Origin of the sequence: uncultured Thiohalocapsa sp. (genome assembly GCF_913063425.1) — a bacterium.
GTDB lineage: Bacteria > Pseudomonadota > Gammaproteobacteria > Chromatiales > Chromatiaceae > Thiohalocapsa.
Genome location: NZ_CAJXYK010000005.1, coordinates 135,533 through 148,303 on the forward strand (window position 1 = coordinate 135,533; position 12,771 = coordinate 148,303).

Consider the following 12,771-nt stretch of genomic DNA (forward strand, 5'->3'; position numbering starts at 1 on the left):
GCTGACCTGAGGAGCTCCACAGCAACGGCATGTGAGCGCTCAGCGTGCGCCAAGCAGTGCTGCGCCCTGTGGCCCGCACCACAGGCCCGTTGCGCCGGCCATCCGTCGGTCGGGCAGTCAGGCTTCGGGGTCGCCGTCGCGACGTGGACCCTGGCGGGCACGAATGCTTAAAATGGCGGGCTGTTTCTTAGGGTCGCGCGCAGCACAAAGGTGCCGCCGGGACATGGGTTTTCGGTATCCTTGGCAGCCTCTAGCGCCACCGCTGCCCCGCACCCGCGGCCCGGCCTTACCCAGCCGCGGCAGCTTTTGCCGAGCGGCTCCACATCCCAAGCGGATCCAGTCGAGTTCTCCCAGTCGAGTTGTCTATGTTCAAACAGCCGATCCAAGCCGTCGCGCTGCTGGCCGTGCTCGCGGCCGGCGGCTGTGCCAGCGGCGATTTCCAACGCGCCGTCGGGCTCGACCCGGAGCCGCCCGAGAACCCCAACGCACCCAAGATCACCCGCAGCGAGCCCGTCACCAACACGGGCCGCAAGGCCGTGGTGGTGAGCATCCACATGAAGAAGGAGTTTCCGGATGCCTGCATGCTCGGCATGACCCTCACCAACAACCTGGACATCAAGGTCACCAACCTGTCCATACGGCTCACCGCTTATATTCGCGGCAACGTCAAGTACGAGTCCATCACCCGCAACTTCACCAACGTGAAGCCCACCGAGCAGCAGTACCGGGACCTGGTCTTCAACCAGATCCAGTGCAGCGAGATCGACTACATCGGCATCACGGACCCGGGCCGCTGTGCCATCGGCGAGGACATGAACCGCTTCACCGCCCAGCCCGGCGATTGCGCGAAGTTCGTGGATGTCGCGGTGAGCCCGCACATCACCGTGCGCAAGATCAAGCAGACACCGCCGCCGCCCGAGCCGGAGGTCATACTGCCATGAGCCCGCACCCGGCCGCACCAACCCGGCGCAGCAGACCGGCCTGAGGGCAGGAGGGGTCGCCATGCGCATCGTCCTCATCGCGCTTGCGACCCTGTGGGGCGTCGGCGCCCTGATCGCCTTCGTCTTCACCCGCGACAAGACGCTCGATGCCAAGCTGACGGCGGGCTACCTGGTGGCCTGGCCGGCGCTGCTGGTGCTGGTGTACATCAACCAGCCGCTGCCGCTGTGGATCGGGCTGCCGGTGATGTTCGGCTTCCTGCCCTGGTTCCTCGCCGGACCGCACCTGTGGCAGATCCTGAAGGACCCGGGCCGCTCCCAGCCGGACGAGATCATCGGCATCCCCATCGGCTACTGGAAGTGGGGCAGCATCGCCGCCGTGCTGCTGGGTGTGATCTTCAATGCCCTGGTCCGGCCCTGATGCGCCCCTGATGCGCCCCTGATGCGCCCCTGATGCGCCCCTGATGCGCCTGAACCCCCATCGCTGCCTGCCATGACCGACCCGCACGACCGCAAGCCCGACCGCTCCACGCCGGACGCCCGGCAGCTGGACCCGCGCAGCATCGAGGCGCTGCTGGCCGTGGTGGCGCGGCTGCGCGACCCTGAGCACGGCTGCCCCTGGGACCTCAAACAGACCCCGCGCACCATCCTGCCCTTCACGCTGGAGGAGGCCTACGAGGTCGCCGAGGCCATCGAGAACGACGACATGGCCGAGCTCTGCGAGGAGCTGGGCGACCTCCTGTTCCAGGTGGCCATCTACTCGCGCATGGCGGAAGAAGACGACGCCTTCGACTTCGGCGATGTGGTGGCATCCATCACCGGCAAGATGATCCGCCGCCATCCGCACGTCTTCGGCAACGCCGAGGTCGCAAGCGAAGAAGAGGTCCGCGAGAACTGGGAGGCCATGAAGGCCGCCGAGCGCGAGGCCAAGGGCCAGCGCCTGCGCACCAGCATCATGGAGGGCGTCGCTCAGGCCCTGCCGGCGCTGGTGCGCGCGGAGAAGCTGCAAAAGCGCGCCGCCCGCGTCGGCTTCGACTGGGACGACCTGGAAGGCGTCGCCGACAAGGTCCGCGAGGAGCTCGCCGAGTGCGAGGAAACTTTCAGCGCCCAGGCCGACCCCCTGGAGCGGGTGCACGAGGTGGGCGACCTGCTGTTCTCCTGCGTCAACCTGGCCCGCCACCTGGGCGTGGACGCCGAGCAGGCCCTGCGCGCCGCCAACCACCGCTTCGAGCGCCGCTTCATGCGCGTGGAGGTGTGCCTGGGCGCCGCCGGCAAGCAGCCAGCCCCGGAGCACCGCGACGAGATGGAGCGGCTCTGGGACAGCGTGAAGCACGAGGAGCGCTGAGCGCGCCCGCAAACCGACGAAGGCGCCGGACAGCGGACCTCGCAGTCCGGACAACCCAACCACCGGATCGTCCACATGACCTACATTTTATCGTCGCGACGTACCGAAGCAGAGGGAAGTGCACACGGCTGAGCGGGGGAGTCCTGATTCGACCATCGTCTGACCACTGCAGCGTCAAGCCCAATGCCGGAAACCATCCGCCTCGTCACCCGCACCCGTGAGGTGTTGGTGGACATCACTCCACAGGTGCGGGAGGTCGTCGCCCGCAGCGGGGTGCGGCAGGGCCTGGTCAGCGTCTACGCCCAGGGCGCCACCGCCGCCATCATGATCCAGGAGAACTGGGACGACAGCGTGCAGACGGATGTGGTGGAGCTGCTGCGCCAGCTGATCCCGCGCGGCGTCTGGCGGCACGACGCCCAGGACGGCAACGGCGATTCGCACCTTAAGGCCGGGCTGGTGGGGCCATCCGAGACCATCCCGATCATCGACGGGCAGCTTGGCTTGTCCACCTGGCAGAACCTGTTCTTCTGCGAGTTTGATGGGCCGCGAAGCGACCGGCGGGTGGTTTGTACGGTGCTTGCCGGTTGATTTCGCGGTGGGCAGAGCCGCGGGCGATGCTGCCGGTGCCCGGCGCCGGTCGAGCCGCCGTGGTCCAGCCGCGCAGGCGTGAAGACCAGCTGTCGGCGCCAGCCATCGCGCGCGGAGTACGCTGCAACATCTGCACTGCTGCCCGGGTGCACTGCTCAGCTCCTTAAGACCGGATCTTCCCCGCCATGTCCTTTCTCGACCACATCCACGCCTGCAACCGCTGGCAGCCGGCGGACTTCGAGCCCTTCGTGGTGGACGGGGAAGGACTTGGCCTGGTGCGCCGTCGCTTCGCCGAGGCCATCGCGGCGCTCGGCAACGACTTCGTGCGTGCACAAGACGGCCTGCACTGGCGCACAGCACCGGCGGGCTTCGACGCACGTACGGACGCCTTCGCCGCCCACGCGGCGGACTGGGACCGCCGCGGGCTCGTCAGTCACCGGCACGGCGAGCGCTATCCGGTGCTGAATGCCGCCGGCGAGCCCCGGTTTCTGCTCGACCGCGCGGTGGCGCCCTACTTCGGCATCCGCGCCTTCGGACAGCACCTGAACGGCTTTGTGCGCCGCGCGGACGGGCTGCACCTGTGGGTCGGCCGGCGCTCGCGCAGCCGCCGGGTAGCGCCCGGCAAGCTCGATCACATGGTGGCCGGCGGCCTGCCCTGGGGCATCTCGCTGGCGGAGAACCTGCGCAAGGAGTGCTGGGAGGAGGCGGGCCTGCCGGCGGAGGTCGCCGACCTGGCCCGGCCCGTGGGTATCGTGACCTACTGCCGGGACTCCGACCGTGGCCTCAAGCCGGACACCATCTATTGCTACGATCTGGAGCTGCCGGACGGCGTCGCGCCCCGCTGCAACGACGACGAGGTGGAATCCTTCCAGTTGCTGCCCGCCGCCGAGGTGATGCGCATCATCGACACCACGGACGACTTCAAGCTCAACTGCAACCTCGTCATCATCGACTTCCTGATCCGCCACGGCCTGCTCACGCCGGATCACCCGGACTACCTCGCGGTGGCGCAGGGGCTGCGGGCGGCGTTGCCATTCGCAGCCGCGGAACCATCTCGACCCGCGCCGCCCGGCGTCCGCGCCCCCGCAGCCGGGCCCACAGCCAAACCCCAAGGTCAGCAACCGACATGAGCAGCAGACCCACAGACGCAATCCAGCGCCGGCGCTCGGTGCCCGTGACCATCGGCGGCATCGCGGTGGGCGGCGACGCGCCCATCCGCGTGCAGTCCATGACCAACACGGACACCGCGGACATCGACTCCACGGTGACCCAGTGCGCCGAGCTGGCCCGGGCGGGCTCGGAATTCGTCCGCATCACCGTCAACAACGAGACCGCCGCGGCCGCGGTCCCGCGCATCCGCGAGCGCCTGGATGCCATGGGCGTGGGCGTCCCGCTCATTGGCGACTTCCATTTCAACGGCCACCGCCTGCTGTCCGACTATCCGGCCTGTGCCGAGGCACTGGCCAAGTACCGCATCAACCCGGGCAACGTCGGCCGGGGCGAGAAGCGCGACAGCCAGTTCGCCACCATGATCGAGATCGCGTGCCGCTATGATCGGCCGGTGCGCATCGGCGTCAACTGGGGCAGCCTGGACCAGGAGCTGGTGGTGCGCATGATGGACGCCAACGCCAGGTCCGCGGCGCCGAAAGAGGCCGATGTGGTCATGCGCGAGGCCATGGTGGAGTCCGCCGTCGGCAGCGCCGAGCGCGCCGAGGCGCTGGGCCTGCCGCGGGACCACATCATCCTGTCCTGCAAGATGAGCGGCGTACAGGACCTCATTGCCGTGTACCGCATGCTCGCCGAGCGCACGGACCATGCCCTGCATTTGGGCCTGACCGAGGCCGGCATGGGCTCCAAGGGCATCGTCGCCAGCACCGCGGCGCTGGCGGTGCTGCTTCAGGAGGGCATCGGCGACACCATCCGCGTGTCGCTCACACCCGCACCCGGCGAGCCGCGCACGCGGGAGGTGGTGGTCGCCCAGGAGGTGCTCCAGACCATGGGCCTGCGGCCCTTCGCCCCCATGGTGACGGCCTGTCCCGGCTGCGGGCGCACCACCAGCACCGTGTTCCAGGAGCTCGCCGAAGAGATCCAGGGCTATCTGCGCGAGCAGATGCCCGTCTGGCGCGAGACCCATCCCGGTGTCGAGACCATGCAGGTGGCCGTCATGGGCTGTGTGGTGAACGGCCCCGGCGAGAGCAAGCAGGCCAACATCGGCATCAGCCTGCCGGGCACCGGCGAGCAGCCCTCGGCACCCGTCTACATCGACGGCCAGAAGGTCACAACGCTCAAGGGTGCCGGCATCGCCGAGCGCTTCAAGGACATGGTCAACGCCTACGTCGCCGAGCACTACCCCGCCCACGACGGCTGAGCCGCCGGCGCCGAAGGCCGCAGCCGATGGGCAGCTCCCCGTCAGCGGCGCGACTCATGCGATGCCGCAGAGAACCCGGGACGAGCGATTATTCGGCCCCGGCGGACTGAAGGCCGCCCAGCCCGGGGTTGCCGACTGAAGTCGGCGTACCCGGGGACGGCGTTGCGCCGTCCGCACAGATGCACGAGTCCCGGTATCGTCGTCGCTCGATACCCAGACCGCAACCGGTGTCGGCATCACGCCCGCCTGCGCAGCTCACGGGGCGGGCAGAGGCTGCGAAGCGCGCCGGCATCAGACCAGCGCGTCAGCCTCCGCCATCAGCGCCTCCAGGCCCCGCAAGACCTCATCGCTCATCGCCAACAGCGCCGGCAGGCCATCGAGCGCCGCCTGGCCGCGGCCATCCGCCCGCAGCCCGCACAGCCGCCGCCCCGTTTGCCTGAGCGCGTCGTGCCGCGAGACCAGGGCCGGAAATCCCGGCCTGCCCCCGTACTGCGCTGCGCCTGCACCCCGCAGCCAATGCCCGAGCCGGCCCTCTCCGGGCACCGGCGGCAAGGTTTCCGCCCCCCCTGAGCGCAGGTATTGTTGCAGCGCCCGCACCCAGGCACGCTGCTCGGTACACGCATAGAGCAGCGGCAGGTCGTCCTGCGCCACCCGGCGCTGCGTCCGCCAGCTTGGATCGGGTCGCCAACGCGCGATCCATGCCGGCAGGTCCGCGGCGGGCATGGGGGCCGCGATGCCGAACCCCTGCGCCAGCGTGCAGCCCAACCGCAACAGCAGCGCTCCATGCGCCAGGGTTTCCACCCCTTCGGCAATGACATCGCGCCCGAGCCCGGCCGAAATGCGCAGCACCCCTTCCAGAATCGCCAGGTCGGCGGGATCATCCAGCACCCCGCGCACGAAGGACTGGTCCACCTTCACGGTTGCCACCGGCAGGTGCTTCAGGTACGTGAGCGACGAGTAGCCCGTGCCGAAATCGTCGAGCGCAAAGCTGATGCCGATGCGGTTGCAGTCCCGCATCACCTGCGACACCTGGCCGATATCCTCCAAAGCGCTGGTTTCCAAGAGCTCCAGCTCCAGCCGCTCCGGCGCGACGCCCGGGTGCGCCGCCAGCAACGCCTCGAGGCTGCCGACGAAGCTCTCGTCCAGCAGTTGCCGGGCGGCGACGTTGACGCTCACGGGAATGTCCAGGCCCGCTGCACGCCAGTCTGCCATCTGCCGCAGGACGGTCTCGATGACCCATTCGCCCAGGCGCACCACCAGCGGATGCCGCTCGATGACGGGCAGGAAATCGCGTGGCTGCAACAGCCCCCGTTGCGGATGTTGCCAGCGGACCAGGGCCTCGGCACCGATGAGTGCGCCGGAGCGCATGTCGACCTTGGGCTGGAAGTGGACCACCAGCTCGCCCGTGTCCAGGGCCGCGCCGATGCGCTCCAGCTGCGCGTGCCAGCCGCGCTGACTGCGGTCGCGTGCGGTGTCGAAGAAGTGGAAGCGGTTCCTGCCCGCGAGCTTGGCTTCATACATGGCCTGATCCGCCTGGCGCAAGAGTTGGTCGGCGTCCACCTCCTCCAGCTGCGGATAGAAGGTCACGCCCAGGCTCGCTGTCACGCGCAGGCGATACTCGTCCACCGCCACCGGCTGGGCCGCCGCCCGCAACAGTCGCCGCAGCAGGGGCTCGCAGTCCGCGGGGGCAGCCACATCCCGCAGCACGGCGACGAATTCGTCGCCGCCGAGGCGGGCGATGGTGTCGCTGCCGCGCGTGGCCTGGCGCAGATCCTTGGCAAGCGCGGCCAGAAAGCGGTCGCCCACGGCGTGGCCGAAGCTGTCGTTGATGGCCTTGAAGCCGTCCAGATCGAGATACACCAATGCCACCTGCCGGCCGCGGCGACGCGCATGGGCCATGGCGCCGGTCAGGCGCTCTGCCAGCAGGACGCGGTTGGGAAGGTCGGTCAGGGTGTCGTAATGCGCGACCCGCTCCAGGCGGCGCTGCTGTTGCACCTCTGCGGTCACGTCCTTACAGACGCCGATCCACTTCTGGAACCGCCCCGCCTCGTCCGTCAGCGCGCGCCCCTGGTCCGTCCAATGACGGTAGCTCCCGTCACGGCGCCTGATGCGGTAATCCGTGCGCACCGGCTCGCCGGCTGTGCGGCGACGGGCGAGAATCCGGGCCACGCCCTCGGCATCATCCGGGTGGATCAGCGCAAGCCAACCCTGCACGGTTGGGGCAATGGCACCCTGCGCGTGCCCCAATGCCGCGTCCAGGTCGCCGAGCCAGGTGATCCTGTCTGCGTCCACGCGCCACTCGTAGATCAGGTCGTAGGCCAGCTCGCCTGCGATCTTGAACCGCTGCTCGCTTTGCCGCAGCGCCCGCCGCGCGCGGCGCACCCGCAGGTTGTCGACGGACAGGACCAGCACCGTGCTCAGCAGCAGGCCCATGAGCAGGGCCGCAACGACGAGGACGACGACCTGTCGCCGGGTGTAGCCGCTCAAGAGCTTACGGCCGAACCATTTGGCGTAGATCCGCGCGTATTCGCCGCTGGCCTTGACCTGGTCGATACCACGGTTCAACTCGGCGAGCAGCGCGGCGTCGCCCTCGGCCACGGTCATGGCGTAGCGCAGCGTGCGCAGCGGCTCACCGACGATCTTGATCTTGTCCGTGAGGCGCAGGGTCTGGGCGTAATACTCCACGATCTGCTGCGGATACACAAAGGCTTCCACCTCGCCGGAGACCAACGCATAGAGTCCGGCCACGGGGGTCTCCACCAGCACGCAGTGCATGCCCGGGATGGACTGCAGATGCAGATGCCCGATGTGGCCGCGCACACAGGCCACAGCGCGACCGCGCAGGGACGCCAGATCGCGGATGGTGAGCTGCTCCTGGCGGACAAAAATGACCTCGGGCACCTCCAGGATCGGCTGGGTGAAATCCATGAAGGCGTCGCGCTCGCGCGTATAGCCGGTGTCGTGGATCAGGTCCGCGGCGCCGGTCTCGAGCCAATCCACCACGCGCAGCCAGGAGGGCGCGTGCAGACGACGGACCTCGACATCGATGGCTGCCAGGACCGCATCGGACAGCTCCACCCCGAAGCCCGTGAGCCGCCCGCGCGCGTCCAGCAGATTGATGGGCGCGAAGTTGTCGGTGGAGGCGACGGTGAGTGTCCGGCCGCCGGGCGCAGGCTGATCGGCGAGCACCGGCAGCCCAATCGCGCACCAGAGGATGCAGAAGAATCCCGCGCACCAGCGCATGCGCAGTCGACACCAGGCAAGGTCAGCCGCGGGCCGGCGACCGACGTGGGGCGCTGCGCCGAATGTCGGCGGCATCCGCGATCTCATGCACTGATGATGAGTGCATTGACTGACACGACAATCAGCCGTTACCTGATGCGTTCCGAGGCTAGCACATTGCCGCGTGCGCCGCGTCCGCCGGCACGTTCAGACGCGCGGCATCTGCATCGGCGTGCACTGCCGTTTCGCGACGATGCGGAGCTCAGCCGGCGGGAAGCGCGCGACCGGCCGAGGCGACCGCCCCAGAGCGCCGGGGCTCACCCGCCGGCGTTCCGGCAATGCGCGGGCTTGCGAGAGCGCATCGCGCCGCGGGCCGGCTTGCGCGATGCTCGGGCAGCGCGGCCCGTGCGCGCCGCAGCACTGCAACCCAGCCACTGAACGGTGACCCATGACACAAGCGCTCAACATCCGACTCACCTCCGGCCGACCCACTGCGCGCAGATGGACCTCCGCCGACCGCGCCGCATCGGCTGCCGTCACGACCCTCGTGCTGGTGCTGCTGCTCATGTGGGCAAGCGCATCGACGGCCGAGCCGACGACGCCGGCAGCCGTCCTTGGCCCCGGGCAGACCCTGCCGGCGCTCGACCTCGACGACCAGCACGAGCGCCCAGGCCAGCTCGGTCCCGACACCCGGCTGCTGATCTTTGCGCCGGATCGTGCCGGCAGTGACCTGGCCCACCCGGTGCTGGAGGACTTGGGTGGCGAGGCCTTATCCCAAGCGGGCGTCCGCTACGTCGCGGACATCAGCGCCATGCCGGCGCTGGTGACCCGCATGTTCGCGCTGCCCAAGATGCGGGATTACGGCTATCCGATTCTGCTTGCCCGCGAGGCGGCGGCGACCGCCCCGCTGCCGCGGCGACCCGAAGCGCTCACGCTCATCGAGCTGGACGGGGGCCGTGTGACGGCGGTGCACTATGCCGCGACCGAGGCGGCACTGCGCGACGCCCTGGCGCCCTTGTTGACGCCCTGACCCCGCCGGTCCGCTCCACCACGGCCGCCGCCGGGGATTTCAGCACTTCCCCGATGGGCGTGGGCTGCCGGGACGCGGGATGTTGGCGGTTCCGGCGATGCAGAGGATCTGGCGCAGTTCTGGTACGCGGCGACCGCCGCCGAGGCCTGGGCGGGCATCTGCGCCTGGCACCGCGATAACGCCAGCCCGCTGTTCGAGACCACCGGACCGTCGCCGGCAGACACCGACAGGCCGGAGGAGCGCAACGCATGAAGCTCTCATTCCATGGCGCGAACCGCGCCGTCACCGGCTCCTGCCATCTGGTGCAGGCACAGGGGCGCAGGATCCTGGTGGACTGCGGCCTGTTCCAGGGCGGGCGCGAGATCGACGAGGAGAACGCCGCGGACTTCGGCTTCGACCCCGCATCCATCGATATGCTGCTGCTCACCCACGCCCACCTGGACCACTGCGGGCGTATTCCGCTCCTGGTGCGACGCGGCTTCAAGGGGGAGATCATCGCCACCGCCGCCACGCGGGAGCTGGCCCGGGTGGTGCTGCTGGACGCCGCCCACCTGCAGGAGGAGGAAGCCGAGCGGCGCTCGCGCAAGGCCCACCGGCGCGGCCGGCCCGGCATGGCTCCGCTCTATGGCGAGCTGGATGCGCTGAATGCCATGGACCTGTTCGGGCGCACCGCGCCGTACGGCCATGCGCTGGCGCTGGCCGAGGGTCTCTCCGCCACCTTCGAGGATGCCGGGCACATCCTGGGCTCCGCGTGCATTCGCCTCAGGGTGAGCGACGGCGACGGCCACGAGGCGGTGATCTTCTCCGGCGACCTGGGCAACAAGGGCCGGCCCATTCTGCGCGATCCCACCGCGCCCGAGCCCGCCGCCACCGTCGTCATGGAGACCACCTACGGCGACCGCGACCACAAGCCGCTGACGCCTTCCGTGCGCGAGCTCTACACCGCCATCACGGAGACCCTGGAGCGCGGCGGCAACGCCATCATCCCGACCTTTGCACTGGAGCGCGCCCAGGAAGTCCTCTACCACCTGCGCGAGGGGGTGGAGCAGGGCCTGCTGCCGAAGCGCCTGCCCGTGTACCTGGATTCGCCGATGGCCATCTCGGCGACGGAGATCTTCCGCCGCCATCCGGAGTGCTACGACGCCGAGGCCCGCGCCCTGTTCGAGCGCGGCGACGACCCCTTCGCGCTGCCGGGCCTGCGCTTCACCCGCGAGACCGCGGACTCCATGGCCCTGAACCGCCTCACCGGTGGTGCCGTCATCATGGCCGGCTCCGGCATGTGCACCGGCGGACGCGTGCGCCACCATCTGCGCCACAACCTGTGGCGGGCCGAGTCGAGCGTCATCTTCGTCGGCTTCGCCGCCCCGGGCACGCTCGCCCGCATCCTCATCGATGGTGCCGAGCGCGTGCGCCTGTTCGGTGACGACATTCCGGTGCGCGCACGGCTCTACACCATCAACGGCTTCTCCGCCCACGCCGACCGCGACGAGCTGCTGGGATGGCACGCCGCCATCCGCCCGGCGCGCACCATCCTGGTCCATGGCGAAGAGAAGGCCATGCGCGCCTTCGCCGGGCGGCTGCGGGACACGGAGGTGCTGATGCCGCGGCAGGGGGAGACGGTCACGCTTTGACTGCGAGCCACAGCGGCGCCGCCCGGCCAGGCGGGGCGCCGCTACCCGCACCGGCGGAGCCCGAGGACGCAGCGCACGGCCTCCGCCGCTGCGAGCCGCCGCACTGCGCCGGCGTCGCTACCAGTTGGCGTACTTGCCCCGCGTGTCGATGTGAATGAAGCTCCGGTAACGGCCGATGCCGCCGATGAAGCTGGGGTCCGCCTCGCGGACTTCCCTGGCAACCCGATGCCAGTCGCTGACCCCGCCCTCCCTGCACACCCAGTCGAGCGCGTTGAAGCGCTTGTGCAGGCTGTTGTTGTCCTGCCCGTCGTAGATGCAGGTGTTGTAGGGCTTCGACCTGTAGGCGGAGGTAATGATGACGGCGGCGCCGAGCCGGCGGCGGATCTCGTCGATCATCAAGGCCGAGTTGGTCAGCTCCGGCCACAGACGCCGTGGCGGCAGGCTGTTCTTGCCGGCACAGCGTCCCGCCGCATTTCCGACGCCCATCACCAGAAACTCGTGCGGCGCGAAGTGCTCGATGCCCAGATTGCCGAGAAAGGTCTCGAAATCCTCGAAGTAATCGCCGCCGCGCAGGTTCAGCAGATCAAGCACCGGGGCTTGTCCCGCAGGGAGCTCGTCGTTCTGCACCGCAGCCTCACCGAGTGCCGCGACGAAGTCCGCATAGCTCAACGCACGGGCCGCCTCCGCCGCGGCGATATCCGCTTCGAGCGCATGATCCGCGACTGCTTCCTCGCCGTGCTCATGGCCCTGAAGCTCCGCTGCGAGGATTCGCGACGGGTGCAGACGCAGCGCCTCGGTCAGGACATGCGGCTGGTCTGCTGCGGCGTCCTTCCCGCTGAGCTCAGGCGCAGCGTCCGTGCCCGAGAGGTAGACGCGCCGGCGCCCGCCCTCGCTGCGCAGCTCGCGCAGGATCGCGCAGGCGTCGCCGTAGAAGCCAGCGGCGCGGTCGAGGTGGTCACCATAGGTCCGCAGGTGCCAAGGGTTGTCGTTGGTGCTGTACAGACCCCCGGCGTTGAACGCGGCGGCCACGAGGATCGGATCATCACCGGTCTTGGACCAGCGCTGGACGATCTCGGCGGTGCCGATGTCGATGTTGATCACAGGATTGTAGAGCGTGCTGCGGGCAGGTCGCGCCGGCGGTCTTTGCGCGTAATAGGGGGCCGCCGCGAAGGGGCCGTAGTTGAGTGCCGGCTGCACACGGATGACCCACCGCGCGGTGGTCGCGAGTGTCTGCATGGGGCCCGCCGAGTAGTCCCCGCGCGTCGGTGGATCGACATCCTTGACTCTCACATGGGGCTCCCAGCGGAAGGTGCGCGGCCCGGTGAAGGCCTGGTCCCGGGCGAACGCCGTTTCCGTACCGATGGTCATCAGGATGAGTTCCATGGGTACGCCGTGGCGCAACGCAAACGCGAAGATGCTGTCGCCATAGAGATCGAGTGCCCGCAGAACTGACCGCGGCTCGCCGGGGCTGCGCAGCGGCCCCCCGGACTCCGTGTAAACCCCGGCGGCATCGTAGCGCCACGCAATACCGCCGTTGCGCGAGTGGAAGCCCGCCGCCCCCATCCGCGGCGCCTCGCTCCAGTCGTAGGGTTTGGCCAAGAGCCGGTCGATGATGTCCTGCATGTGATATCTCCTCTCTGTGCTCGCGC

The 12,771-nt window shown here is 69.3% G+C and carries 10 protein-coding genes; 8 read left to right on the forward strand and 2 right to left on the reverse strand.

Going from position 1 to position 12,771, the window contains the following annotated elements; translation table 11 throughout:
* Window positions 1–365: 365 nt before the first annotated feature.
* From QZ607_RS04060 to ispG, 6 genes are all read left to right on the forward strand, one after another.
* The gene (locus QZ607_RS04060) at window positions 366–941 is read left to right on the forward strand and encodes a hypothetical protein (RefSeq protein WP_295879937.1); all 576 of its coding nucleotides are present in this window, start codon (window positions 366–368) and stop codon (window positions 939–941) included.
* 61 nt (window positions 942–1,002) lie between these two features.
* Window positions 1,003–1,359, forward strand: coding sequence for a hypothetical protein (locus tag QZ607_RS04065; RefSeq protein ID WP_295879939.1), 357 nt, complete (start codon window positions 1,003–1,005; stop codon window positions 1,357–1,359).
* Window positions 1,360–1,431: 72 nt separating this feature from the next.
* Window positions 1,432–2,283, forward strand: coding sequence for a nucleoside triphosphate pyrophosphohydrolase (gene mazG / locus QZ607_RS04070; RefSeq protein WP_295879941.1), 852 nt, complete (start codon window positions 1,432–1,434; stop codon window positions 2,281–2,283).
* A gap of 183 nt (window positions 2,284–2,466) precedes the next feature.
* Window positions 2,467–2,871 carry a secondary thiamine-phosphate synthase enzyme YjbQ gene (locus QZ607_RS04075; protein ID WP_295879942.1) on the forward strand — a complete coding sequence of 135 codons (405 nt, stop codon included), beginning with the start codon at window positions 2,467–2,469 and terminating at the stop codon, window positions 2,869–2,871.
* A gap of 185 nt (window positions 2,872–3,056) precedes the next feature.
* Window positions 3,057–4,001 (forward strand): DUF4743 domain-containing protein, encoded by a 945-nt coding sequence (locus QZ607_RS04080; protein WP_295879944.1) that lies wholly within the window; start codon window positions 3,057–3,059, stop codon window positions 3,999–4,001.
* Entirely contained in the window at window positions 3,998–5,239 is a 1,242-nt protein-coding gene (gene ispG, locus QZ607_RS04085) for a flavodoxin-dependent (E)-4-hydroxy-3-methylbut-2-enyl-diphosphate synthase (protein WP_295879945.1), read from the forward strand. The genes QZ607_RS04080 and ispG overlap by 4 nt, the downstream gene beginning before the upstream one ends.
* A 291-nt stretch (window positions 5,240–5,530) precedes the next feature.
* On the opposite strand, the gene QZ607_RS04090 is transcribed toward ispG, so the two are convergent.
* Window positions 5,531–8,557 (reverse strand): EAL domain-containing protein, encoded by a 3,027-nt coding sequence (locus tag QZ607_RS04090; protein ID WP_295879947.1) that lies wholly within the window; start codon window positions 8,555–8,557, stop codon window positions 5,531–5,533.
* 352 nt (window positions 8,558–8,909) lie between these two features.
* Here QZ607_RS04090 and QZ607_RS04095 point away from each other — a divergent pair, with 352 nt between their 5' ends.
* Window positions 8,910–9,491 carry a hypothetical protein gene (locus QZ607_RS04095; protein ID WP_295879950.1) on the forward strand — a complete coding sequence of 194 codons (582 nt, stop codon included), beginning with the start codon at window positions 8,910–8,912 and terminating at the stop codon, window positions 9,489–9,491.
* Between the two features lie 248 nt (window positions 9,492–9,739).
* A complete protein-coding gene (locus tag QZ607_RS04100; protein ID WP_295879952.1) occupies window positions 9,740–11,122 on the forward strand; it encodes an MBL fold metallo-hydrolase RNA specificity domain-containing protein in 1,383 nt (460 codons plus the stop codon).
* Between the two features lie 117 nt (window positions 11,123–11,239).
* Here the strand turns inward: QZ607_RS04100 and QZ607_RS04105 are convergent, their stop codons facing one another.
* The gene (locus QZ607_RS04105) at window positions 11,240–12,745 is read right to left on the reverse strand and encodes a D-Ala-D-Ala carboxypeptidase family metallohydrolase (RefSeq protein WP_295879953.1); all 1,506 of its coding nucleotides are present in this window, start codon (window positions 12,743–12,745) and stop codon (window positions 11,240–11,242) included.
* Between the last annotated feature and the right edge of the window lie 26 nt (window positions 12,746–12,771).